Raw genomic sequence first — 25,761 nt, 5'->3', positions numbered from 1 at the left:
TCTGGTATTGAATTCGTTTACTCTTTTATAGAATTTAGATTTTTGATGATTTCGTCCAAGCTTTTTTCGATTTCTTTATCGCTGTATTGCGAACGAATCAGTTTTTCGGTTTTTCCGCTGGCGAGGTAAGCCGCCTCGGCAATTCTTAGCTTTTCTTTATTTTCCGCGAAAGCGATCGAAGCACTTTCATACAGGCGGTGTACGTCGGCACGTAAGGCAACAGCTGTAGCTAGCGCTGCATTTCGGTCGTTCTTTTTTAATTCAGTTTGTATTTTTTCTTTTTGTTTTTCGATGTCCTTAATCACCGCTGCTGTCACAGGACTTTTTTGTGCAAACGAAACAACACTCAACAATAAGGCTAGAACTGCAATAAACTTTTTCATGACGGAATTTTTCATGTCAAAAATAAGAAAGGAATCGACTTAAAAACCACAATAGCTTAATTATCTGTTCGCCGTTTTAAGGATTTGATACGCAAAATTTATGAAACAGCGGTAAGCGTCTTTTTATTAAGTGGAATATAACAGTTTCTTAGATTAAGATTAACAATAGTCTAAGCAACTGTCAAGTTTGGAATTACTCTCATGTCTAGCAAAGGAAGTTGAGTTAGAATTGCGAACAAAGTAAGGTTTACTATTCTGCGCAAAATGGTGAGTCAAAATGAATTCGTTTCCTTTTTCAATTCTCTTGCTAAAACCATCAATAACAACAAAAAAAAGTACTATGAAAAAATTTACAAGTTTTACATTCTTGGTTTTTCTTTTTTCTGTGTTCGAGAGCTATGCTCAAACGGCTCGTTTACAAGTTATCCACAACTCACCAGATGCCGCTGCTGCAGAAGTTGATGTGTACATCAATGGCGAATTAGAGTTGGACAATTTTGCCTTTAGAACCGCTACTCCGTTTATCGACGTTGCAGCTGGTGTGCCAATTAGCATCGATGTAGCGCCTGCTTCAAGCACGTCGGCTGCACAATCGCTCTACAACTTAACAACTACGCTAGCTAACGGCGAAACCTACATTGCCATCGCAAATGGTATTGTGAGCGAAACCGGTTACACCAATCCAGATTCGTTCTTGTTGAGCGTTTTTGCCCTAGGTAGTGAAGAAGCTAGTTCAGCTACAAACACCGATGTTTTGGTTAACCACGGATCGCCAGATGCGCCAGCTGTTGATGTGGTAGAAACTTCTGCACCAGCAGGAACAATCGTAGGAAACATTGCTTTCCCAAATTTTGCTGGTTATTTAGAATTACCAACGGCCGATTACACACTTGATGTTCGTCCGGCGGGAAGCAGCACAACCGTGGCTTCGTATTCAGCACCGTTGCAATCTTTGGAATTGAATGGAACAGCAATAACCGTTTTAGCTTCGGGCTTTTTGGATCCGGCTGCAAACAGCAACGGACCTGCATTTGGATTATGGGTTGCGACAGCTGCTGGTGGAGAATTAATTCCGTTACCCGCATCATCTGCACGTTTACAAGTAATCCACAACTCACCAGATGCCGCTGCTGCAGAAGTTGATGTGTACATCAATGGCGAATTAGAGTTGGACAATTTTGCCTTTAGAACCGCTACTCCGTTTATCGACGTTGCAGCTGGTGTGCCAATTAGCATCGATGTAGCGCCTGCTTCAAGCACGTCGGCTGCACAATCGCTCTACAACTTAACAACTACGCTAGCTAACGGCGAAACCTACATTGCCATCGCAAATGGTATTGTGAGCGAAACCGGTTACACCAATCCAGATTCGTTCTTGTTGAGCGTTTTTGCCCTAGGTAGTGAAGAAGCTAGTTCAGCTACAAACACCGATGTTTTGGTTAACCACGGATCGCCAGATGCGCCAGCTGTTGATGTGGTAGAAACTTCTGCACCAGCAGGAACAATCGTAGGAAACATTGCTTTCCCAAATTTTGCTGGTTATTTAGAATTACCAACGGCCGATTACACACTTGATGTTCGTCCGGCGGGAAGCAGCACAACCGTGGCTTCGTATTCAGCACCGTTGCAATCTTTGGAATTGAATGGAACAGCAATAACCGTTTTAGCTTCGGGCTTTTTGGATCCGGCGGCAAACAGCAACGGACCTGCATTTGGATTATGGGTTGCCACAGCTGCTGGAGGAGAATTACTGGAATTGCCAATAATTCCATTGAGCACTAATGAGTTAGAGTTGGATAGCATTTCGGTTTATCCAAATCCTACAAATTCACAACTAAATATCAATATTCCTTTTTCGTTTGGTTCATCGAAAGCTACACTTTACGATGTAAACGGAAGAGCTATTTTGAAAGATGTACCGACTTTAAATCCGATTGATGTGTCGAGAATTTCTAGCGGTATTTACATGTTGTCTGTAAATATTGATGATAAAATTGCAGTTAGAAAAGTGGTTATTGGCAATTAAACGCTGATTTTCATTAGTAAATATTTTAGCGTGGATTCGATTTGAATTAGTTCAATCGAATTCACGCTTTTTTTATTTATTTTACTTTTTGTTTTCAGACAGCAGTATTTTAATTGAGGGCATACTCAAAAAATACATTTCATACCTGTATTTCAACAATTCAGTTGATTTATTTTTCAGGTTTTAGGGAGCTGTTTCATCTTTGAATCAAATTCAACGATCATGAAAGGCTTCTACATTATTTTTTTCTTCATTTTTACCAACGCTTGGTCGCAGCAAACGATTTCCGGAAAGGTGGTCGATTCTAAAAACAAGCCGATTGACAAAGCCAATGTTTTTATTGACGGTACATACGACGGAGCTACCACAGCCGCCGACGGTACTTTTTCATTTGAAACGAGCGAAAGCGGCACACAAGTTTTAAAAATTACTGCCTTACTGTACGATACTGCTTCAATAAACATCGATGTTTTGAATTACAAAAATCAGACAATTGTACTGAAAGACGCCGAGGGAACTTTAGATACGGTGGTTATCAATGCCGGAACATTTGAAGCGGGCGATAAATCGAAATCGGCAGTTTTGAAACCGCTCGATATTGTAACCACAGCAGGTTCGGCGGGCGATATTGTTGGGGCACTACTGACGCTTCCTGGAACGCAAACGGTGGGTGAAAGCGGTCGACTCTTTATTCGTGGTGGTGAAGCCAACGAAACACAGACTTTTGTAGACGGCATTCGAGTAGCACAACCCTATGGCGCTGCCGCGAATAATTTACCGGCACGCGGCCGTTTTTCGCCTTTCTTGTTCAAAGGTATTTCGTTCTCAACGGGCGGTTATTCGGCGGAATATGGCGAAGCGCTTTCGAGTGTTTTGCTGTTGAATACAACCGACATGCCCACCGAAGAGCAGACCGATATTTCGATAATGACTGTAGGATTGGGTTTGAGCAATACCCAAAAATGGAAAAAAAGTGCATTTACCTTTAACACCTCGTACATCAACTTACAGCCGTATCAATGGATTGCGCCTCAGGACGTTGATTGGAACAAGCCGTATCAGTCGCTTTCCGGCGAAGCTGTTTACCGACGCGAGTTTGAAAACGGATTGCTAAAAGTGTATGGTGCATTCGATGCGGCACAACTCGATTTGAATCAGTTTGATATTAATACTAGCGGCTTGAGTCGGTTTGCCTTAAAAAACGATAACTTTTACGGAAACGCCTCGTACGACGGAGCGTTGAACAACGGCTGGCGCATTTTTTCGGGTTTGAGTTTTGGCTACAATACCAACAAAATTGATTTGAATTTTGGAAATGTCACCAACATCGAGCGTGCGTATCATGCGAAACTTCGCTTTAAAAAACGATTTTCGAGTACACATAAATTAACTTTTGGAGCTGAGGCATTTCGCACGAATTTTAGCGAGTTGTTTGAAGATTTAGCGTCGGGCGATTTTCCGCTGCAGTACGAGCTTGACATTTTATCTGCTTTCGCAGAATACGACTACACCGTTACAAAAGATTTGGCTTTTAAGTTTGGTGTTCGCGGCAGTAGAAATGCGTTGTTGAATTCGAATTTTGTCGATCCGCGTGTGTCTTTGGCGTATAAGATTTCGAAAAACGGCACGCTTTCGGCGGCTTATGGAATTTTTCGTCAAGCTGCGCCGGCTGATTTATTGAAGTTTGAAAATAAGTTAGGTAACGAAAAGAGTACGCATTATTTGTTGAATTACGAGTACCGCAAAAACAATCAGTTGTTTCGAGCAGAGGTTTACAACAAAGAATACGATCAGTTGGTTACGTTTTCTGGAAATCAGGCGCAATTTGGAGAAACGTTTAGCAATTCGGGTTTTGGTATGGCGCGTGGTGTTGATTTGCTATGGCGCGATAACCACAATATTAAAAATCTGGAGTATTGGGTTTCGTATTCGTACATTGATACCGAGCGTTTGTACCGCGGTTTTCCGAGCGAGGTTACGCCCTCGTTTGTTGCGAAACATACCGCGAGTATCGTTACAAAATATTGGGTACAGTCGCTTAAATCGCAAATCGGACTTACGCATACGTTTAATTCTGGGCGTCCGTACAACGATCCGAATGAAACGGCTTTTATGAACCAAAAAACGAAATATTTCCAGAATTTGAGTTTGGGTTGGGCGTATTTGATGAATCCGCAGATGATCATTTATTTTTCGGCACAGAATTTACTAGGAGCACAAAACGTTTTTGGTTATCAGTTTGCGAGTAATCCGGATGAAAACGGACAGTTTGCCCGACGCGCGATTCGCCCAGCGGCAGATAAGTTTTTCTTTGTTGGTTTTTTCTGGACGATAAGTTCGGATAAGTCGAAGAATCAGTTGGATAATTTATAACCTGAGTTCGAGTAAAAATCTATGTCAGAACGCTGAAAATGAAAAAATTGTAAAATTTAATATCGCTAGAAATGAAGGTCTTAGACGCTAAACAGATAAACGGTCGCCTACTTCGTTAGAATTTTTTGCGATACTGTAGTATCCCAAAACAATTCTGCCTTGTAGTCAACCATTTATCTGTTTTCTGACCGCAATTTTTAAATCGAACTCAGGTTTATAAGATCAGATCGTTTGTGCACGATTTTGCGCAACCGATTGAGCGGATTAGCCCGCAGCAAGGCCCGATGCAAGAGGGCAACGCAGCGAGGACTATGAGCGAAAGCGGGACGCGGCGGCGCACGGAATTTCCACTAAATACCGCCGGGATGCGCCCTAAACACCTGAGTTCGATTAAAAATCTTTGTCAGATTGCAAATTTTGATTCAGTTAAATGATAATACGATTCAATATGCTTCGCTAAACATATAAATGGCTGCCTACGTCGTTGGATTTTTTTGCGATACCTCGGTATCCCAAAGAAAATCCGCCTAGTAATCAACCATTTCTATGTTTTCTGACTTCAATTTTTAAATCAAACTCAGGTAAAAAACGAAAAATTACAATTCAGTACACAAATTTTACAGTTCGGTAGAACTTATTTTAAATAGCAGAATCACTAAAATACTTTTACATCATCAAACTTAAACATCTAGAAAAATGAGAACTAAAGCATTAATTTTCAGTTTACTTTTATCGACAGTAGTATTCGCTCAATCGAAATTTGAAACCGGCATGAAGAAAGGAATGGAATTGTGGAATTCGGGAAAAACCACCGAAGCATCCGCTTTATTTGAACGTATTGCTGCCGCAGAACCAAACCAGTGGCTACCGAATTATTACGTAGCGTTGGTTAATACAACATCGGCGTTTTACTTGAAAGACAAGACGCAAATTACCGCTTTACTAACCCAGGCACAGAGCGCATTGGACATTGAAATGGCGAAGAATGCCGAAAACGCCGAACTTTTGGTAGTACAAGCTTTGATTTACACGGCTTACATTGTACAAGATCCGATGACGAATGGCCAAAAATACAGTCCGATTATCATGGGATTATACGCTAAAGCAGAAAAATTAGCGCCGGAGAATCCGCGTGTGGTTTTCAGTAAAGCCGACTTTGAAATTGGAGGAGCAAAATTTTGGGGAAAAGATACCAAGCCAATGTGTGAACAAGTAGCGCGCTCGATTAAGTTATTTGAGAACGAAAAACCCGCGACGCCTTTTGCACCAACTTGGGGAAAAGAACGCGCGCAACAAGTTTTGGCTTCGTGTGGTAAATAATTTTAAATTCAATAAATCATGTTAGTTATTCAAAATACAATTCGCAGCTTTTTCAAAATCATTATGTTTATCTTGATCGTTTTCATCGCAACAACTGTAGTTAAATTCGTATTTTAATTTTTTTAAAACGCCGCCGTATGTCGATTATTCAAAAAACCATCCAAATCATTTTCAAGGCTGTTATCACGGGTATTGTTGTGAGCTTTGGCATTACTGCAACGGCATTTTTTATTGAAATGTTATTGGGGCGCGATTTTGAATTGAACAACGAGCTTTTTAGAGAAATCGGAATTTACTTTTTATACGGTACCGTTCTAACGCTCATTAACAGCACTTTTTTTAATTACATCAACTTCCGTCCGTGGAAAAAGTATAAGCAATTTCGCTTTGTGGTTGGTGTTGTTGGAAGTGTTGTTCTCACCACGATTGGTATTTTTATCATTCGCTATGTTACCGATGTTCTGTTAAACCAAATGCCTCTACCTGTTTTTTTAGCCCAGCAAACGGTGCGCAGTTACCTTTTTTCGATCTTGCTAACGTTGGTTATTTCTTTATTGTTTCACGCTATTTACTTCTACAAGCAAATGCAGGAAGTGAAGGTGAAGGAACAGAAGATAATTGCAGGAAATGCATCGGCGCGTTTTGAAACGTTGAAGAATCAGATCGATCCACATTTTTTGTTCAACAGTTTAAATGTGTTGAGTTCGTTGATTGAGGAAAATCCGGATAATGCGCAGAAGTTTACCACTTCATTGTCGAAGATTTACCGCTACGTTTTGGAGCAAAAAGACAAGGAATTGGTTCCTTTGGAAGAAGAGTTAAAATTCGCCAAAACCTATTTGAATTTGTTGCAAATGCGTTTTGAAGGGAGTTTGCAGTATGAGCTTCCTGAAATTCAGGGGAACGACGAATCGAAAGTAGTACCGTTGAGTTTACAATTACTTTTAGAAAATACGATTAAGCATAATGTGGTGAGTCCGCAGAAACCTTTAAAAGTGCGGATTTACATAAAAGACAATAATTTGGTTGTGGAAAACGACCTACAACGCAAGGAAGTTCTTAAAGATCGCGAAGGCGTTGGCTTACAGAATATCGTAAGCAGATACAGCATATTAACCAAACGATCGGTGCAAATACTTGAAAGTGAAACCACTTTTGCCGTTGCTATTCCGATCCTAACAGAAATTATAGAAATCATGGAACAAACTGATACACAATCGCAACAAGCGTATATCGATGCTCGCAAGCGCGTCGAAGACATCAAAGGATTTTACGGCAATTTAATGTCGTATGTTTTAGTGAATTTGGGTTTAATTACACTTAATTTACTTACTACTCCCGATAAACTGTGGTTTTTCTGGCCGCTTTTAGGTTGGGGAATCGGCGTATTATTTCACGCGATGTCGGTTTTCAATTTTATGCCGTTTTTTGGTGCCGATTGGGAGAAGAGAAAAGTACAAGAGTTATTAGACAAAGAGAAACAAAACAAGTATCGTTAATATGGAACCGCAGCAACACATTCCGGAAAACGTGCAAAAGCAGTTGAAAAACATTAAAGGTTTTTACGGACATCTTACCGCATTTTGTATTGTGATTCCTACGTTAATTGCCGTAAATTTATGGTTGATGCCCGAGTTTCAGTGGTTTTGGTTTTCATTGATCGGGTGGGGAATAGGCTTGTTTTTTCACTATCTGGAAGCATTTCAGAAAATGCCTCGCTTGATGCACTCTTTGGAAGAATCGCAAATACAGAAATACACCAAAGGCTTGAATACAGCAGAACTTACCGCAGTACAGCAAGCCGAAATTAAATACGAAGTTGAAAAGAAAATCAAGAAATTACGCGGCTTTTACGGACACTTTATTTCCTACATCATCGTAAATGCTATTGTGGTGATTTCTGAACTTGCCGATGGGTCGCCGCTTTCCTTGGGGCTGTTTAATTTGGCCATTTGGTGGGGTTTGGGTTTACTCGCCCACGCAATAAGTATTTTTGGAGCCAATTTATTTTTCGACGAAGCGTGGGAGAAACGTAAAATCGAAGCGTTTATGAAAAATTCAGATCGCAAGTAATGGATCCGCTTTTTATTACTTTTTTGGTTATTCATATCGTTAGCGGCGGAATTGCCTTGTTAATTGGAAGTTACATTATGATAGCAGCCAAAGGAGATCGCAAGCACGTGCTGAGCGGAAAAATCTTTGCCGTAAGTATGTATGTTTGTGCTGTAGCTGGCTTTGTAATGTCGGTTTTACACGATTCGGTGTTTTTATTGTGCATATCGGTTTTCACTATTTTTATGCTCACCACGGGCTTGCAAGGCATGGCGTTAGTGAAAGGTAGGATAAGAAAGTCGGCACTGATTTTAATTATCTCGGCTACCATGGTTTTGTTTTCCTTGGGATTAATTTACTTTGGTGTTGTTAACGAGTTTAATGTGGTGATCTTGGCCTTTGGAGCAGGTAGTTTGGTGATGTGTGTACAAGATTTTATGATGTTCTTCGGCAGAACTAAGCTTGCAAATCCGTACTATTTACTGCACATTCAACGAATGACGGGTGCTTATATCGCCGCATTCACCGCTTTTTTAGTGGTAAACAATACATTTTTACCAGCGGTTGTTGCCTGGTTGGCGCCGTCGGTTGTGGGAAGTATTTTAATTACAGTTTGGTCGCGAAAACACGCAAAATTAAAGCATGAAAATTAGAGCTATTATTGTTGAAGACGAAAAGCCTGCGGCGCGATTGCTGTCGCGGAAGTTAGAAAAGTTATCGATTGAAGTGGTGCAAATGCTGCATTCGGTTGAAGAAGCCGTATCGTACTTTCGCAGTAATGCAGCACCGGATTTATTGTTTTTGGATATTCAATTAAGCGACGGTTTGTCGTTCGAGATTTTTTCGCAAGTAGAAATCAGCAGCGCTGTAATCTTCACAACGGCTTACGACGAGTATGCCTTGAAAGCTTTCAAATTGAATAGCATAGACTATTTGCTAAAGCCAATCGATGAAGACGATTTGGAAGCGGCAGTATTGAAATTCCGAAAGCGATTCGAGAAAGACGACCAGCCCGATTTCAATCTCGAACAATTAAAACAATTGTTTGCGCCTTCTTCTGCGAAAGCATATAAATCGCGCTTTACCGTGAAAATTGGTGCGCAACTTCGCATCATCGAACTGAAAGATATCGAACTTATTTTCAGTGAAAATCGCGGAACGTACATTCACACAATTGACAATCGCGATTATCTGATCGATCAAACCATGGACGAAGTCGAGCAAGAACTCGATCCGGCGCAGTTCTTCCGCGTAAGCAGAAAATTTATTGTTCCACTCACTTCCGTGAAGGAAATTACGGCATACAGCAACTCGCGCTTAAAAATTATTCCTGCAACTTATAAAGCAGATGAAGTAATTGTGAGTCGCGAGAAAGTAGCCGACTTTAAGAAATGGTTGGAGTAACTACTTTAGCACGCAAGGTTATCAGGTAATAGCAGCCAAAAAGCAGGGCAGCAAACACCAAATGTAAGGTCTGACTTCCGAAAGGGAAATCGACATAATACATTAAAATTCCTGTGAAAACTTCGGCACCAACAATAAATAATTGCCAAATAGCCAGATTTTTTAGGCCTGTATTTTTGAGCTTTACAAACAGGTAAATTGCTAACGCAAATACCAGAATGGAAAAGGAACGGTGAATTAAAACGATGCTCGGACCGTCGTGTAAAAGCTGACTTACCGGCTCGATACCCAATCCTTTAACTTGTTCATCGACGAACTGACGAACTTGCGTACCCATCGCAATTTGCAGGAGCGTTAGTGCCAGAGCCAAGCCGGTAATCCATTTTGGAACGGAAACCGAAAAAGTTCGTTGTTCTTGAGCACGGTGGTATAAGGTAAACAACAGGCCAACAATGAGTAGCGCCACCAACATGTGGATGGTAATTTTAATCGGATTCAAGACCGAATACACTACTGTTGCGCCAATCCACGCTTGAAAACCCATTAAAAAAAGTGTGACCACGGTAAGTAGCTTCTCTTTTACTTGTCGGCGACTTAAAAAGCTAAAAACCGTCATTAGTAAAACCGCCAAGCCCGAAAGTGCGCCAAGTAAGCGATTTAAATATTCGATCCACGTATGCACCGGATTAAAAATGGCGTAATCGTGTTTAGTATATGGTTTCCAATCGCTTTCGCGGAAGGAAGCTGATGAGGTGAAATCTTTTGCAGCTACAAATAGTTTTTCATCGACGATAATAACTTGTCCGCTTTCATAGTGTCGATTTTCTTGAAATTGCAATTCGCTAATTTCTGTGGGCGGAATGTAGTATCCAAAACACTTTGGCCAATCCGGACAGCCCATGCCGCTGCCAGTCATACGCACCAAGGCGCCGGCTACAATAACCAAATACACCAAAACCAAAGAAGCACCGATCGACTTTCTGTAATAGTTATCCATTTGTATGTTGTTTGAGTCCTAATTCTTCCGCCTTTTTGAAGAGAAGTTCTTTTGCTTGTTCGAAATCGTTGGCAATTTTTCCTTCCAAAATGGCTTCTTTAATGTATTCTTTAATCACACCAATTTCGCGCGACGGTCCAATACCAAAGGTTTCCATGATGAATTCGCCGGTAATGGGCGGCTGAAAATTTCGAACTTGGTCGCGTTCTTCCACTTCAACAATCTTCTGGCGCACCAATTCGAAATTCTGATGGTATCTTTTGAATTTAATTTTGTTTTTTGTGGTGATGTCGGCTTCGCATAACGTCATAAGTGATTCCACATCTTCTCCTGCCTCGAAAATCAGTCGTCGCACTGCCGAATCTGTCACGATGTCTTGTGCCAAAACAATGGGTCGAGAACTCATGAGCACCATTTTCTGGACAAATTTCATTTTTTGATTCAATGGCATGTTTAGCCGAATGAAAATCTTTTTGACCATTTTACTGCCCACATATTCATGCCCGTGAAACGTCCAACCTTGCTTTTTCTGAAATTTTTTGGTTGGTGCTTTCCCGATATCGTGCAACAAGGCAGCCCACCGCAGCCAAACGTCGTCGGTGTTTCGCGAAATATTGTCGACAACTTCCAACGTATGGTAAAAGTTGTTTTTATGCGTTTGTCCTTCTATTTCTTCAACTTGATTTAAAGCTGTGAGTTCGGGTAAAATGAGTTCGAGCAGCTTCGCATCGTACAGAAGCGATAAGCCTATGGATGGTTTTTCGGTTTCGAGAATTTTGTTCAGTTCGCCGATGATGCGTTCTCCCGAAATGATTTCAATTCGGTGCGCGTTTCGTTTTATGGAATCAAAACAGCTTGAATCAATTTGAAATTGCAGTTGAGCGGCAAATCGAATGGCGCGGAGCATGCGCAACGGATCGTCGGAAAACGTAATATCCGGATCGGTTGGTGTTCGAATGATCTTCGAGGATAAATCGGCAATACCGTCAAACGGGTCGACCAACGCGCCGAAATCGGCTTCGTTGAGTGAGATGGCTAGTGCATTTATGGTGAAATCGCGTCGCAATTGATCGTCTTGCAGCGTACCGGATTCTACGATAGGTTTTCGGCTATCTCTGGCGTATGATTCGCGACGAGCACCCACAAATTCGATGTCGGTTTCTGCAAATTGCAACATGGCCGTTCCAAAATTCTTGAAAAACTGTACTTTGGGTCGGGTTGGTAAGTGGGTTGCTACGGCTTCTGCGAAAGCAATTCCGTTTCCAACAACAACAAAATCGATGTCTGGTTTTCCGCTGCGAGTTAGTAAATAATCGCGAACAAAGCCGCCCACAACATAGGCTTGCACGCCCGTCTGCGCAGCAGTTTTGGCTACGTATGTAAAAATAGGATGCTGAAGGGCAGCTGCGTGATTTTGCGTTGACACCGTGTAGAAGAAATTAAGCAGCGAAAGCCGTGTGATTATTCTGAATTCACGCCGACATTCGCGATTTTTTATTGCGTTGCAAATTTACAACATACCTGACGGATGATGTGCGAACAATTCAAAAATCATTCTAAGTTTTTCTTAAAATCGGTTCGAAAATCAATTTCGCATGGGAAACGAGTTTACCTTACTAGGTGAATTGACCTAGCTGTTCTGCGAAATGCAATACGTTTTTTTGCTATTTGCTTAACTGCGAATAATTTTTACCTGAGCATCGCGCGTAAGTTTGATGATTGCCGACGATTTCGTAGTTTTTTTATCGCGATCTAGGTTCACTACGTAATCAACTTGTTGGATTAACTCGGGCGCTATTTCGGTGAAACTTGTTGGCGTGGGCGCGCCGGAGAAATTTGCGGAAGTAGAAACCAGCGGATTTTTTAGTCGCTCGATCAATTTATAGCAAAACGGATCTTTAACGATTCGGATTCCGAGTGAATTATCGTTGGCAATAAGTTGCGGCGCTACGTTTTTCGGATCGTCGAGCACTAAAGTTGTGGGTTTTTCAGACAGTTCGAGAATTTGCCAAGCGGCTTCCGGCACTTCTTTGAATATACGGTGAATGAGTCGATCGCTGTTTACCAGTACAATCATACTGTGGTCGGCAGCTCTTTTCTTCAATTCAAAAAGTCGCTTTACAGCAGTTTCGTTTGTTGCATCGCAACCTAAACCCCAAACAGTGTCGGTCGGATATAAAATGATGCCTCCGTTTTTTAAGACATCAAAGGAATTAGCAATTTCACTGTGTAACGTATCTGTCATTGTTTGTATTTCATTGATTCTGTGATCGGTGCGCCTTTAAGTAACAAAGCGAGAATCGGACGATTTTTTGATTTAAAAATACTGCTGAAAAAGTACTTTTGGATGAGAAACAGTAAAACAATTTGTCGAGAAAACTTCCCATAATGTTTATTGATGACGTAGAGCAAGGAGATTTTCAATTCTTTTTTTATTGCCAAAGATCGTTCAGTACTACCGCCGTGAAAGTGCATAAATTTTGCGTCAGGAACTAGATATGCGGGCTTCCCGATTTTTAACAAGCGAATACATAAGTCGGTTTCTTCGTAATACAGAAAGATGTTGGTATCAAAACCTCCCGACTGCAAAAAGTCCTCCGTTTTTAAGAATAGTAAGCTTCCTGGTACAAAGTTCACCTGCAGCGGCTTCGAGTATAATTTTTTTCTCTTTGGGTATTTTTTTGAATTACTGAGTTCTAAGAACTTTCGCCCCAATATTTCTCGGGTTGGCGAGGCAAAGTGATCTAATGAGATTAAAAATGAACCATCGGCAGTATAGGCTTGTGCTCCTGCTATGCCTACTTGAGGATGTTCATCCAAGTAGTTTTTCAAAATAGACAGGCAGTCGTTTAGCAGTATAGTGTCGTTATTTAAAAAGCAGATGTATTTGGCATTACTTTTCTCGAAGCCAGTCATATTTCCTCCACCAAATCCTGTATTTGTTGTGTTGCGTATTAGGGTGAGGTTGGGAAAGTTGTGTAAGCGCAGCTGTTTTTCTAAATTTTGAAAATCGGCAATTTCCGAATTGTTATCGGTGATTATAACTTCGAAGGAAATCGCGTCGGAGGTTTTTTCGTAAATGGATTTCAAGCAATTAATGCTGTGATTGCTTGAATTATAATTGATTAAAATTACTGCTACGTCTTTCAAAATTACAGATATTGGTTTACTCCTTTGTCTATAAAAGTAATTTTTTCTCGTACGGTTCGATCTTCAATTTCTTGATTAATGTGAATGTGGTTTTTAGGTTGTTCTTTGTGATAAATATGAAAAACCAGTCCGCAAAATTTTAATCGTCTGCCGTGGAGACCAATGTTGTGAAATCGTTGAATTAGTTCAGAATCGTCGATGCCCCATCCTACAAGACTTTCATTAAAGCCATTGACTTTTATAAAATCGGATTTCCAAAACGACATGTTGCAGCCGCGCAGCTTTGACGAGCGTTTTTCTACCGATTTCATGAAATTCATGTAAAACGGAAAATGAATTGTTCGCGCCCTTTTTGTGATGCCTTTTGAAAAGAAATGAAACGATGTGGTTTTATTTTTGAAAATATCGTTTAAGATACTTTTTTGAATGCTGGAGCGTGAACCGAAGAGGTAGTGGCCCTTTTTGGCGAATTTTAAGTGGTCTTCGACAAAATTCTTGTGCATGATAATATCGCCATCGATTTCGATAATATAGTCGCCTTTTGCTTTCGCGATGGCTTTATTCATGATCATGGGTTTTCTGTTGCCGATATCCTCGTGTCGGACATGATGTAACGGAACAGGAAAGTTTTTTTGGAACTCCTCAATCAACTTCGTTGTTTCTTCTGTAGAACCATCATCAGCTACAATAACTTCGTCGGGCAAAACGGTTTGCTTTGTAATGCTCAGCAGTAAAAGTTCGAGTGCTTGCGGCCAGTTATACGTTGGCGTTACCAAGGTTGAAGTTGGGAGTCCTTTCATTTCAATGTTATTCATAACGATGTTGCAAGCTAATTCAAATATTCAAATATGAAAAAATAAATGTGGTGTTATTCTAAGCAATCATTTTTAGATTCGTTTTAGTTTGCGAAGGATATTAAAACCTCAAAAATTACGATCCAACGAAAGTTGCCCATTTGTTTACTATATTTGGCAGCTTTGATTTAACATAAATTTTTGAAAAGTTACCGTTTAGCTAATGAAATACTACCGAGATAAGCCTCTAGGATACTACGAAAATGCTAGAGTAGAAATGCTTAAATACCTACCTGCAACTGCTAAGAAAGTAATAGATATCGGGTGTGGTGGCGGTGCTTTAGCAAAAATAATTAAGGAACGTAACAAGGCTGAAGTTTGGGGCATTGAATATGTTGAAGAAGAAGCCAAAATGGCGGAGCAGCACTTAGATCGCGTATTTTCGGGTCCGTGCGAAAATTATATAAAAGATTTACCGGATAATTACTTTGATGTTGTTTATCTGAATGATGTTTTAGAGCATCTGGTAGATCCTTATTCCGTTCTTCAAGACTTAAAAGTAAAGTTGTCAGCAAACGGTGTCATTATTAGCTCAATTCCGAATGTGCGCTATTTTAAAACTTTTTCTAGAATAGTGTTTAAGAAAGATTGGCAATACGAAGAGTTTGGCACTATGGATAAAACCCATTTGCGCTTTTTTACTGGGAAGAGCATTAGGAGAATGTATGAAGATTTAGGTTATCAAATAATTACCCACGAAGCCATCAATAAAACAAAGTCGATTAAACCGATCTTGTTCAACGTATTTGTTTTGTTTACTCAGTGGGATATTCGAAACCTGCAATACGCAACCGTGGTAAAAGCTAAATAGTAATGTTTCGTTTCAATGACAAGCAGACCTTTATAGATGAACAGCAATGTTTTTCTCTGATTCAGAATTTCTCGACTTTAGGAAGAAATTTTGACGATCGAAAGCGCAATCAAATAAAATTGTTCGATTGGGAGCAGTCGGTTCTCAATATAAAATCATTCAAGAAGCCGCATTTATTTAATCGATTCATTTATCGGTTTTTTAGAAAATCCAAAGCGCGAAGATCTTTTGAATACGCAGTTTATTTACTCGAACGCGGCATAGGAACTCCGCAACCTATTGCCTATTACGAAGAACTGTCTGCGTTTTTGTTTGGCAAAAGCTATTATGTAAGCGAACATCTCAAATACCAGTATTTGTATAGCGATCTAGTTCAAAACGAAAATTTGCCAAATCGCGAGAAGATCCTTCGTGAATTCGTTCACTTTTGTTACAAAATTCATGAGGCAGGTATCGAATTCAAAGATCATACTCCCGGAAATACGTTGATCACCGTGGATGATTCAGGAAATTATCATTTTTATTTGGTGGATCTGAACCGAATGAGTTTCCGAAAGCAAATGTCGATTAAAGCGCGCATGAAGAATTTATCGCGACTCACGCCTCAACGGGAAATGGTTCGTGTGATGGCCGAAGAATACGCCTTAATCTCAAACCGTGATCCGGAAGAATTGTTTCGAATATTGTGGAAGTATACAGAAGATTTTCAGCGAGGCTTTCGGCGTAAGCGAAAGTTTAAAACGACGCTAAAAAGCTTGGTGGGTAAGTCAAAATAGGATTTGACGCCTTATCACATTTAATTTTTCTTTTTTCGCGGTATGTAGTTCTGAAGGAAATCGCCTTTGGGTGTTCCGAGATCGAAAGAACTCCATTTCACAAAATCGCGCGTTGCGAGTCGCGCGTCGTTTGGTGTCCAATTTTCGTATTCGATTCGATATAATGCCGAGTATAGCTCAGCTCTTCCCACGCCGTGATAGCAATGGATTAGGATGGGATAATTTTTTGGATCGTCGAGAATGGCAAAGAAAGTGTCGAGGTTTTTCTGATTCGGAACTTGCTCCGATCCGTTGTTAACGTAGGTTACGTGTTTAACTTTTGCCACCGCCTCCTGTTCCGATTTCAGTTGTGCAGCCACCTCAGGATTGTTAAGCTCGTCGGTCGATTCTGGAAATCGCAAATCTATAACCGTTTTTATGTTGTACTCTTGAAGCACTTCTGGTAGTTCCTCGGGAGGAATAACACCACTTTTGTAAAATTTACCTTCCGATATGACTTCAAAATTGTGTTTAATGTTAACTTGATAGATGTACTTTCCCGCAATTGCCAGTGCTAATACAAGAAAACATGCTCCGAAGATTTTAAAGTACTTATTTTTCAATTGGCTATTTTTTAGCGGTCATTTCTTTCAAGAATTGGTATCTAACATAAACGCTATATGCATTTAAGTAGCAAATAACAATGCCTCTTCCACCGTCGAGTATGCCTAAACGGATCAAGTATTGGTAAACGAATTTATATAAAGGCTTGATTACGAAATGGAAAAAATTAGGAACAATACCCCGATTTTTAGCTTCTATTGCTTTTAAGCGTCCGTACGCAACCATTTTAGCTTTATACGATTGATAATCGGAATAGCTGTAGTGTATTAACTTCGATTTTAACTTACCGATTTCCCCAATTACATCTAGTTTCTCGTGAACCAATCGCTCGTTTGTGTACCTTGCTTTACCGCGATGAAACAATCGAAAAATCTTGTCGGTTTGCCAACCACTAAAGCGCAATTTCGAATTTTTAAACATAAAAGTGCGATAGAGAAGATAAGCGCTCTTCGGATGCTCACTCACTATAGTCTCTAGGACCTCTTTTTTCAATTCGGGCGTTAATCGCTCGTCTGCATCGATGAATAGTATCCAGTCGTTTTGCGCTTGATCTATAGCGAAGTTTCTTTGCGAGGTGTAATTTTCAAATTTATTTTCAAGAAACTTCACATAGGGAAAAGACATGCAAATTTCTTTGGTACGGTCGGTACTGTATGAATCAACTACTATAACCTCATCAGCAAACGCTAATTCGGTTAACAGCTCTTTCATATTGCGCTCCTCATTTAGAGTAATTATTAATACCGAAAGTTTCCCTTTATGAGGATGTAACATGCAAACAAATTATTTTACAAATATAAATTAGTAAGTACTTTTGCTGTAAATAAAAGTAAAAAAATTACATACATGACTGTTTCCGTCATTTTGAGTACCTATAATGCTGTAGAATGGCTAGAAAAAGTTCTGTATGGCTTTAGTTGTCAGACGTATACCGATTTCGAAATCGTTATCGCAGATGATGGCTCACGAGACGAAACCGCCCGTCTCATTCAAAAATTCCGACAAGAAACCAATTTAAAGCTCGTTCATGTATGGCATTCGGACGACGGATTTCGAAAAACTAAAATTTTAAATGCGGCAATTCTTAACGCAAAAGCAGATTATTTGATTTTTACTGATGGCGATTGTATTCCAAGAGCCGATTTTATTCAAGTACATCTCGACAATCGAAAACCCAATACCTTTCTCTCGGGCGGATACCATAAATTGTCGATGGATTTATCGCACAAAATAAGCCCCGACGACATCATTTCACAACGTGCTTTCAGCAAAAAATGGCTGATCGAAAACGGACATCGCAAACCCGTAAACATGAAAATTGGTGCTCCGCGATTCTTGCGCCCGATTTTAAATGCAGTAACGCCAACAAAACCAACGTGGAACGGACACAATGCTTCAGGTTGGAAAGCCGATTTACTCCGCGCTAACGGATTTGACGAACGGATGAAATACGGCGGCGAAGATCGTGAATTAGGCGAGCGACTTACCTTTGCAGGTGTTGTGGGAAAACAAATCAGATACAGTGCTATTTGTATTCATCTCGATCATGCTCGAGGTTATGTTTCCGATGAAGTATGGAAAGTTAATGACGCCATCCGACTCGAAACTGAAAAACAAAAGTTGCAGCGCACCGAGTTTGGAATCGATTCTGCCACGCGCGATGAAATCTTGAAATGATTTTTGATTTAGCTTTTTAATCGATTTAAAAACGCCTCTAAAGCAGGAAGCATTAAATCGGGCGTAAATGCTTGGTAGAGCGGCAAGGCATTCTTTTTCATTTGTTTTGCGGTCTTGTCGCCGTAAAGTTCTGGCTTGTAATCTTGCAAATGCACAGAGACATGATTGCTGCCGTCTTCAAACGAATTCCACGCTTCCTTGATAATCCATGTCGAGAAAATCGTAAAGGTTTTAATGCCTAAAGCTTTGGCCATATTTACAGCGCCGCCTTCATTTCCGATCAAGGCTTGTGAAAAATGGGTGAGTGCTAAAAACGCACGGATATTTGATGGAACTAGTTCCGATATTATTCGACTTCGCGTTTCTGGAGCGCACAGCGCACAAATCGTTTGCACTTCATTGGCTTGCTTCGGCATGTAGTTTAAAACTAATTTACTCGACGTGTTTGCCGCTATAAAATCGAGTACTTGTGCCATGTACGGCGCCGGATACGACTTACTTTCATCGCTTCCTAAGATGCCAATTACGAGAAACGGATCCGATTCCAGAATTCCATGTTTCTGCAACGTATTTTGTGCTTCTTCCTTTTCGGAAGTTGTTAACCAAATTTTCGGACGCAAGTCAAATTTAAAATTTGGCGCAACGCAGCTCAATAAGTTAATCCGATTTTCGAGTGCTGTCCCTGCGTTGGTTAGCGGTTTGTCGATCGGCGCGATATTAAAATGATACAGCTTTTGCGAGTATTTTTTGAAGAAACCTATTTTCACGTCAGCACCCGAAGCCATGGTTACCAAAAAGCTTTCGGGTTTGTTGTACGCATCGATCACCATGTTGTAGCGCTCTTTTCGAATCCGATATAAAAACTGTAGGCGCTTTAAACTGCTCTTTTTGTAACTGTCTTCGTACAAAACAAAGGAATCGATATTCGGATTGTTTTCAACAACGGGTTTTGTGAACGGATAAATCAAGTAGTGTATTTGCGCCTTGGGATAAATTTGTCTCAAGTTATTGCACAAGATGCTACTTGCCAGCACATCGCCGATCATCTTTTGTTGAATCACCAAGATTTTTTTCATACGTATTTTCGGTAACGATTGCCCTAGCCCTGATTGAACGGAAAGCGCGCATTTTACCGCGTTTGCTTTTTGAGCTTTTAGGCAGCGACCAGCGGAAGCTAGACTATAGGCGTAAAAAAGGAGCGCGGTAAAAGCGTACTTGCAGTGAAAGCAGGATTAGCTACTAAACAGCTACTTCATATTCGCGCAAGGCGTCGTTTAAACTTGTTTTTAAATCGGTCGATGGTTTGCGTTTTCCAATGATGAGCGCGCACGGAACTTGATAGCTGCCGGCGGCGAATTGTTTGGTATAACTGCCGGGAATCACGACCGATTGCGCCGGAACCACGCCCTTGTATTCAATCGGATTTTCACCCGTAACATCTATAATTTTTGTCGATGCCGTTAAGCATACATTAGCTCCCAAAACCGCCTCTTTTTCAACGCGAACACCTTCGACAACAATGCAGCGCGAACCAATAAACGCGCCGTCTTCGATAATTACCGGAGCCGCTTGCAACGGTTCGAGAACACCGCCTATACCTACACCGCCCGATAAGTGTACATTTTTTCCAATTTGCGCACAGCTTCCTACGGTTGCCCACGTGTCGACCATAGTACCTTCGTCGACGTACGCGCCAATATTTACGTACGACGGCATTAAAATAACGCCTTTCGAGATGTACGCGCCGTGTCGGGCCACCGCATTAGGCACCACGCGAATGCCTTTTTCGGCATAATTGCGTTTTAGCGGCATTTTATCGTGATACTCGAAAATTCCGGCTTCGAGCGTTTCCATTTTTTGAATCGGGAAGTACAGCACGACCGCTTTTTTTACCCATTCGTTTACCTGCCAGCCGTTTTCGGTAGGTTGCGCCACGCGAAGCGAGCCGTTGTCGAGTTGTTCAATAACGTTTCGAATGGCCGAGGTTACGCGATCTTCGGTGAGTAGCGCGCGGTTTTCCCAAGCCTCTTCGATGATTGATTGTAGAGCATTCATGCAAAAAATTTTGTTTGTAAAGATAGTTTTTGGATTTGAAAGTTACCGATTTTTTTGGGCGTTCCGGCCTTGAGTTTTGTTACTGAGTAAACGAGCGTTCTAAAGCAAGGCCGTCGGTTGCTTGCTGCAATGGCCGCCAACCGTTTGCGGTTCTGCGTCAATCAAAACGGGCTTCTGTTAGTCGCCGTTTCGCTAAGCGCATCACGCGCAACGGTTTGTTGGCCATTTTCGCGCCGCCACCTAACGCGGGGAAAGTGCACGGGAAGTAGATGCACAGGGAAGGTTGTTTAAAATATCGGTTAAAGAACTGTTTTAATTTTAGTTGTAATATTGCAATATTACAACTACTTAAAATACTTAAAATAAATAGGATACACATAATTATATCTAAGTGAAAAATACCAGATAAATCGTATTTATATAAAGTATTTAATATTTGGAGAGTCTTTCTTTTGTAAGACGTAACTGCCGACAGCTGCAAATGAGTTTACCGGTAAAATGAGTGAAACTAATACTAAACGTACTAAAATAAAATACAGCTCACCGAATTTAAAAATACGGCTCAAAAAACCGGATTTTGAGCTGTATTTTTGTTATTTTTGAGCCGTAAATGTGGTTTATGTCGATTTCTAAACAAATTATCACACTTCTTCAAGAACGCGGTTCCATGTCTTCCAGTGAGATAGCTGCTACAACTGCGCATGTAAGCAGTTTAGCGACTGTAAAACGAGTTCTGAATGAGTTGGTTGAAAAACGCTATGTCGAAAAGGCTGGTGTGGGCAAAGCAACCAAGTATTTCTTATCTGCGGGATATGCACTTCTTCACACCATAGACATTGATAAGTACTTTTTATCGGAAGTCGATGAACGTCGGATTAACGCTAACTTTAGTTTTGATTTGATAACTCAAACTTTATCGGAAGTACCAATTTTCAGTGAATTTGAACTGGCAAACCTTTTTCAGTTTCAAAAGCGTTTTACAGATTTTCGAAGTTCCGCAACCTCTTTCGAGTTTTTAAAAGAACTGGAACGCTTGGCTATTGATTTAAGCTGGAAATCTTCGCAAATTGAAGGTAATACATACACTTTGCTTGAAACCGAGTTGTTACTGAAAGAGCAACAAGAAGCAAAAGGTAAAACCAAAGAGGAAGCAACAATGCTTCTCAATCACAAATTAGCTATCGATTTTCTGGTAGATAATCTGGACTATTTTGAGTCGCTTTCCGTAGCTAAGATTGAGAACATACACTCATTACTCATTCAAAATTTAGCTATTCCACGAAACATCAGAAATAAACCGGTAGGTATTACTGGAACTAATTACAAACCGTTAGACAATCAGTTTCAAATCCGCGACGCACTCGAACAGACGTGCGAACTAGTTAATGCAAAATCGAATGTTTTCGAAAAAACACTTCTTACTTTATGCTTGCTGTCTTACATACAACCTTTTGTCGACGGAAATAAGCGTACTGCTCGTATCGTTAGTAACGGGATTTTAATGGCAAATAATTGTGTTCCCATTTCCTTTAGAACTGTCGATTCGCTTGATTACAAAAAAGCCATGCTCGTTTTCTATGAGCAAAATAATATTTCGCCGATGAAGCAAATTTTTATTGATCAAGTGGCATTTGCAGGAAGTAATTATTTTTAAAAACGCTCGAGGCTATTAAAACTAATCGCTTATCGTTTCACCACTTTACGTACCAAAGGCTGTCCGCTAGTTGTCATAGCTTTTAAAATATACATTCCCGGCGCCAGATTTTCGGTGTTTATCGGAAACGTTTTTGCGCGAATCACGGTTTTTCCGGTTACGTCAATCAATTCAATTTCTTGCCAATTGGTGCTTGGGTTTACGTTTAAAACGGCATCAACCGGATTTGGGTACAAAACCATTTTTTCAACATCAACCTGATCGACGTCTAACGCGGTATTCACAAAAGTAGTTGTCGCGGTATTGGTAATAATCGGCGGATTGAAATCGAAATAAATTGCCGCTGTTGCGTTTACTGCTGTGCCAACAACAACCGTATTTTTCGGCTTAATTTTAAACAAAACGTAGCCTTGAGCGGCAGCTAAATTTTGCGAGGCGGCCGGTAAGTAAATGGCATTAAATGTAAATGTCACTTCATTACCGTTTCGAATTGTAGTAAAGTAGTTATGGCTTGCACCTTCGGGTTGTAACGAGCTCCAATCTAAATTCGAATCTAAAGTTGTTTTTATTACAACGCGATCGGCGTAGGTGTTTCCGGTGTTCTCAAATCGAATGCGGTAATGCAAATAATTGCTAGCGTTTTCAATAGGTACGGTTGCGCCTTCAAATACGGTTACGTCGTTCGGATCGTACGAAGCAATCACCGACTGATTTACCGACGCACCGTTGTTCTCAGGCGTTGCGTCGCCTTCACTATCTTCAATTTCCACACCGATATTGACAATTTCATCCAAATTCACAATCGGAATAACCGCCACAGTGAAATTCACCGTGAGTAAACGCTCGGTTAGCGGTTGTAAATTACTGATCGTAAACTCTAAAACGCCCGCTGTACTAGCGTTTGCTTGGGGTTCAGCCGATTGAAACAACAATTTGTTTGCAGGATGATACAGTTTTATCGTGGCATTTTTTTCGACACTTCCTACGTTTTTGACAATCATTTTAACCTGATGATCAAAACCAGCACGAACGCTGTTGGTCGGGTAGAGGCTAATCTCCAAATCTTCTGTGGCAATGGCCGGAGTGATGCAGAAATTATTCTCGATAACCGGTAACGCATCGTTTAGTTGCACGGTAGCTTCAAGAGGCGAGACGCCAAAATGTGTAGCGGTGTTTGGCAAATTCAGCGTGTAGTTTCCGTCGCTTAAGTTAAGTTGGTAGTTTCCGGTTGCCGATGTAAATGCCGCTAACGAGAAATTGCCATCGGTTGCCTGCACGAGTTTGGTTGCCACGCCGTAATCTTGGGTGGTACAGCCGTTCGAATCGGCGTCGTATTTCACTTTTCCGTTGATTTGTCGTGTGGCAAGTCCGCGATTTTCGAGCCAAACAATACTGTCGTCGTTGTAAGAAGCTATGGCAAAATCCGGCAAACCGTCGCCGGTAAAGTCGGTTGTAGTAATATCGCGTGTCGCAGCGGGTTCGTTACTGATGGTAATTTCGCTGCCAAAGTTGCCGTTGCCATCGTTTAAGTAGGCTACGATTATCGAATTTTCACTTCCACAAACCAAATCTAAATCGCCGTCTAGCTCTAAATCAACTGCGTTTAGTCCGCGTGGTCGAAAAATAGAATTGTCAATCACTACCGGAGCTGCATAAACGCCTAGACCTTGATTTTTGAAAACGCCAATCCGATTCGGACTGTAATTTTCGTAAATCAAATCTTGATCACCGTCGTTATCAATGTCGGCAGCTTTAACGCTGTAGTTTAAATTATTTGGCGCTAGTACGACATTCTTTTGCGTAAAGTTCCCACCTTCATTCACAAACCACGACACTTCGCCATCGCTCCGTCCGGTTGCAATGTCGGTATCGCCATCGTTGTCGAAATCAGCAACTGCAAATAATCCAGGTGCGCGGTTGAATAAGAACTCCGAGAACTGCGTTGGCGTTGCAAAGGTTCCGTTTCCGTTGTTTTTAAAGAGATACATTAAATTGCCGTTGTTTCCTACAACAAGGTCCTGGTCGCCGTCGTTATCTGCATCGAGCAATTCGTAAGTCGATATTTCTTCGTTAACTGCGTAAACAATCGATTTGGTAAACGTACTTCCGTTGTTGCTGTTCTTTAACAATACCAATTCGCTGGCATTCGACAAATTAGGTTCCCAGGTCGAGAAATACAAGATATCTTTATCTCCGTCGTTGTCGATATCGGTTACACGTAAGTTGTACGGCGCGTAGGTTTCAAACTCTTGAATAATGTTCTGGTTGCTACTAAAAGCGCCATTTTCGTTTTTAAACCAGCTTATTTTTCGTTCTATTAACGAGGCTTGCACGATGTCGCGATCGCCGTCGTTATCCAAATCACCAGCCTCGACACTAAAAGCACCAAAAGTGGCATTGTTCAAACGAACTTCGGTAAAAGTCGGATTTACAGCGCCGTTTGTTTTCAGATAACTCAACTTCGAGTCGTAGTACGAGGTAAAGAAAATATCGTTAAAAGTATCGCCATCCGCGTCGGCAATGAGTACTTGTCGTACCAAATCGGCGGCCGTTGTAATGGTTTGTTCGGCGGCAAAGGAGCCATTTCCGTTCGAACGTACCCACGAAATTTTATCTGGATCGTTGTAGGTGAGCACTATATCGGCAGCGCCGTTCGAGTTTACATTTCCTACATAAACGCCCGACGGATCGGTTGTTAAATTTGCAATGACCGTTTTAGTACCAAAAAGCCCGGTGGTGCTGTTGTACTGGTACCACACCAATTGTCGTGCGGTTCCGTTTAAATATGCGTAGGCAAGATCATTGTCGCCATCGCCGTCTAAATCGCCGAGTGCCGGATAACCACCTACAGCAAAACCGTCAATTGTTTCAATAAAGTTGTACGAATTAGTAGCTGTGGCATCGTACACGGTAAAGCGCAAATTGTATTCGCCGTCGGAGGCTTTCGAGATAAAGTCGGCTGCGTTATCGCCATTTACGTCTTGTACTAAAATATCGAAAACGCTGCTGCCAAAATAGCTGGAGAAGATAAAGCTTGTGGCGTTGCTGTTGTTTATCAACCAGCCCGAGTTAAAGGTGTCGTAGAAAAAAATATCCTTGTCGCCATCGGCATCGCGATCAATAATTTGTACGCTGTTCGGCACATTGTTGGTCGAAATAACGTTAATTACGGTAAAATTGGTAAATGAGCCGGTGTTTGGCATCCAAATAATGGAGTTTGAAGTAATAATTACCAAGTCGGGCAGGTTATCGCCGTTAAGGTCGCCCATTTTCGCAGTAAACGAGGTTTGAAAGGGCGTGTTAATTGGTAAGGGTTTGCTAAACTGACCGTTGGCAAGGCGTTCAAATACAACCAAGCTGCTGCCTTTGTAGGCAAAAATATCTTTGTCGCCGTCGTTATCTACGTCGATGAGTTCAAAGCCATCGGCGCCTTGAAAGCCCGAATTTTGGTCGGTTAAAACGTTGGTAGTATATTGTATTTGAGCGATGGAAAGTAGCGGAGCGAGCAGTAAAAACAGGTAAATCTTTTTCACAGTCAGTAAATTAGTTGGTAAAGATAAAACTAATATTGTAGTGTTGTTGTTTTTGGGCGCATCCTGCCGTATACGTTGGTGGAAGTACGTGCA

Annotated in this window: 22 protein-coding genes; 11 read left to right on the top strand and 11 right to left on the bottom strand. The window is 41.1% G+C overall.

Annotated elements, in window-relative coordinates; genetic code table 11:
- Window positions 1–17 precede the first annotated feature (17 nt).
- Window positions 18–383, bottom strand: coding sequence for a hypothetical protein (locus ACOVQQ_RS07620; RefSeq protein ID WP_421817673.1), 366 nt, complete (start codon window positions 381–383; stop codon window positions 18–20).
- Window positions 384–723: 340 nt separating this feature from the next.
- Between ACOVQQ_RS07620 and ACOVQQ_RS07615 the strand changes: the two genes are divergently transcribed.
- The 7 genes from ACOVQQ_RS07615 to ACOVQQ_RS07585 all read left to right on the top strand — a co-directional run bounded on the left by ACOVQQ_RS07615 (window position 724) and on the right by ACOVQQ_RS07585 (window position 9,558).
- The gene (locus ACOVQQ_RS07615) at window positions 724–2,409 is read left to right on the top strand and encodes a DUF4397 domain-containing protein (protein ID WP_421817672.1); all 1,686 of its coding nucleotides are present in this window, start codon (window positions 724–726) and stop codon (window positions 2,407–2,409) included.
- A gap of 222 nt (window positions 2,410–2,631) precedes the next feature.
- Window positions 2,632–4,782 carry a TonB-dependent receptor gene (locus ACOVQQ_RS07610; protein ID WP_421817671.1) on the top strand — a complete coding sequence of 717 codons (2,151 nt, stop codon included), beginning with the start codon at window positions 2,632–2,634 and terminating at the stop codon, window positions 4,780–4,782.
- Window positions 4,783–5,478: 696 nt separating this feature from the next.
- Window positions 5,479–6,102: a hypothetical protein gene (locus tag ACOVQQ_RS07605; protein WP_421817670.1), complete on the top strand. Its 624-nt coding sequence runs from the start codon at window positions 5,479–5,481 to the stop codon at window positions 6,100–6,102.
- 137 nt (window positions 6,103–6,239) lie between these two features.
- Window positions 6,240–7,601 carry a 2TM domain-containing protein gene (locus tag ACOVQQ_RS07600; RefSeq protein ID WP_421817669.1) on the top strand — a complete coding sequence of 454 codons (1,362 nt, stop codon included), beginning with the start codon at window positions 6,240–6,242 and terminating at the stop codon, window positions 7,599–7,601.
- A 1-nt stretch (window position 7,602) separates the two neighbouring features.
- A complete protein-coding gene (locus ACOVQQ_RS07595) occupies window positions 7,603–8,175 on the top strand; it encodes a 2TM domain-containing protein (RefSeq protein ID WP_421817668.1) in 573 nt (190 codons plus the stop codon).
- Entirely contained in the window at window positions 8,175–8,807 is a 633-nt protein-coding gene (locus ACOVQQ_RS07590; RefSeq protein WP_421817667.1) for a hypothetical protein, read from the top strand. Before ACOVQQ_RS07595 ends, ACOVQQ_RS07590 begins: the two co-directional genes overlap by 1 nt.
- Window positions 8,803–9,558, top strand: coding sequence for a LytR/AlgR family response regulator transcription factor (locus ACOVQQ_RS07585; protein ID WP_421817697.1), 756 nt, complete (start codon window positions 8,803–8,805; stop codon window positions 9,556–9,558). Before ACOVQQ_RS07590 ends, ACOVQQ_RS07585 begins: the two co-directional genes overlap by 5 nt.
- Here ACOVQQ_RS07585 and ACOVQQ_RS07580 read toward each other — a convergent pair.
- From ACOVQQ_RS07580 to ACOVQQ_RS07560, 5 genes are all read right to left on the bottom strand, one after another.
- Window positions 9,539–10,555: a COX15/CtaA family protein gene (locus tag ACOVQQ_RS07580; protein ID WP_421817666.1), complete on the bottom strand. Its 1,017-nt coding sequence runs from the start codon at window positions 10,553–10,555 to the stop codon at window positions 9,539–9,541. The two genes, ACOVQQ_RS07585 and ACOVQQ_RS07580, sit on opposite strands and share 20 nt — an antisense overlap.
- Window positions 10,548–11,981 carry a CCA tRNA nucleotidyltransferase gene (locus tag ACOVQQ_RS07575; protein WP_421817665.1) on the bottom strand — a complete coding sequence of 478 codons (1,434 nt, stop codon included), beginning with the start codon at window positions 11,979–11,981 and terminating at the stop codon, window positions 10,548–10,550. The genes ACOVQQ_RS07580 and ACOVQQ_RS07575 overlap by 8 nt, the downstream gene beginning before the upstream one ends.
- A gap of 246 nt (window positions 11,982–12,227) precedes the next feature.
- On the bottom strand, window positions 12,228–12,800 hold the full coding sequence (locus ACOVQQ_RS07570) for an L-threonylcarbamoyladenylate synthase (protein ID WP_421817664.1): 573 nt from the start codon (window positions 12,798–12,800) through the stop codon (window positions 12,228–12,230).
- Window positions 12,797–13,705 (bottom strand): glycosyltransferase family 2 protein, encoded by a 909-nt coding sequence (locus tag ACOVQQ_RS07565; RefSeq protein ID WP_421817663.1) that lies wholly within the window; start codon window positions 13,703–13,705, stop codon window positions 12,797–12,799. Before ACOVQQ_RS07565 ends, ACOVQQ_RS07570 begins: the two co-directional genes overlap by 4 nt.
- Before the next feature lie 2 nt (window positions 13,706–13,707).
- Complete coding sequence (locus ACOVQQ_RS07560; RefSeq protein ID WP_421817662.1) at window positions 13,708–14,520, bottom strand: glycosyltransferase family 2 protein; 813 nt, start codon at window positions 14,518–14,520, stop codon at window positions 13,708–13,710.
- A 202-nt stretch (window positions 14,521–14,722) separates the two neighbouring features.
- Between ACOVQQ_RS07560 and ACOVQQ_RS07555 the strand changes: the two genes are divergently transcribed.
- Both ACOVQQ_RS07555 and ACOVQQ_RS07550 read left to right on the top strand, forming a co-directional pair.
- Entirely contained in the window at window positions 14,723–15,370 is a 648-nt protein-coding gene (locus ACOVQQ_RS07555; RefSeq protein ID WP_421817661.1) for a class I SAM-dependent methyltransferase, read from the top strand.
- A gap of 2 nt (window positions 15,371–15,372) precedes the next feature.
- Window positions 15,373–16,146, top strand: coding sequence for a lipopolysaccharide kinase InaA family protein (locus tag ACOVQQ_RS07550; protein ID WP_421817660.1), 774 nt, complete (start codon window positions 15,373–15,375; stop codon window positions 16,144–16,146).
- Between the two features lie 20 nt (window positions 16,147–16,166).
- Here the strand turns inward: ACOVQQ_RS07550 and ACOVQQ_RS07545 are convergent, their stop codons facing one another.
- Window positions 16,167–16,748, bottom strand: coding sequence for a dual specificity protein phosphatase family protein (locus ACOVQQ_RS07545; protein WP_421817659.1), 582 nt, complete (start codon window positions 16,746–16,748; stop codon window positions 16,167–16,169).
- A 4-nt stretch (window positions 16,749–16,752) separates the two neighbouring features.
- Entirely contained in the window at window positions 16,753–17,523 is a 771-nt protein-coding gene (locus ACOVQQ_RS07540; protein ID WP_421817658.1) for a glycosyltransferase family 2 protein, read from the bottom strand.
- 72 nt (window positions 17,524–17,595) lie between these two features.
- On the opposite strand from ACOVQQ_RS07540, the gene ACOVQQ_RS07535 reads away from it, so the two are divergent.
- On the top strand, window positions 17,596–18,426 hold the full coding sequence (locus tag ACOVQQ_RS07535; protein WP_421817657.1) for a glycosyltransferase family 2 protein: 831 nt from the start codon (window positions 17,596–17,598) through the stop codon (window positions 18,424–18,426).
- An 8-nt stretch (window positions 18,427–18,434) separates the two neighbouring features.
- Here the strand turns inward: ACOVQQ_RS07535 and ACOVQQ_RS07530 are convergent, their stop codons facing one another.
- Window positions 18,435–19,502: a glycosyltransferase family 9 protein gene (locus ACOVQQ_RS07530; protein ID WP_421817656.1), complete on the bottom strand. Its 1,068-nt coding sequence runs from the start codon at window positions 19,500–19,502 to the stop codon at window positions 18,435–18,437.
- A gap of 163 nt (window positions 19,503–19,665) precedes the next feature.
- Window positions 19,666–20,481: a 2,3,4,5-tetrahydropyridine-2,6-dicarboxylate N-succinyltransferase gene (locus ACOVQQ_RS07525; protein ID WP_421817655.1), complete on the bottom strand. Its 816-nt coding sequence runs from the start codon at window positions 20,479–20,481 to the stop codon at window positions 19,666–19,668.
- A gap of 619 nt (window positions 20,482–21,100) precedes the next feature.
- Between ACOVQQ_RS07525 and ACOVQQ_RS07520 the strand changes: the two genes are divergently transcribed.
- Window positions 21,101–22,135 carry a Fic family protein gene (locus ACOVQQ_RS07520; RefSeq protein WP_421817654.1) on the top strand — a complete coding sequence of 345 codons (1,035 nt, stop codon included), beginning with the start codon at window positions 21,101–21,103 and terminating at the stop codon, window positions 22,133–22,135.
- A gap of 29 nt (window positions 22,136–22,164) precedes the next feature.
- Here the strand turns inward: ACOVQQ_RS07520 and ACOVQQ_RS07515 are convergent, their stop codons facing one another.
- Window positions 22,165–25,668 (bottom strand): FG-GAP-like repeat-containing protein, encoded by a 3,504-nt coding sequence (locus ACOVQQ_RS07515; RefSeq protein ID WP_421817653.1) that lies wholly within the window; start codon window positions 25,666–25,668, stop codon window positions 22,165–22,167.
- Window positions 25,669–25,761: the final 93 nt, after the last annotated feature.

Source organism: Flavobacterium sp. (genome assembly GCF_049240005.1).
Classification (GTDB): Bacteria; Bacteroidota; Bacteroidia; order Flavobacteriales; family Flavobacteriaceae; genus Flavobacterium.
The sequence above is the reverse complement of the archived record's forward strand: the minus strand, read 5'-3'. Positions and strand labels throughout refer to the sequence as shown.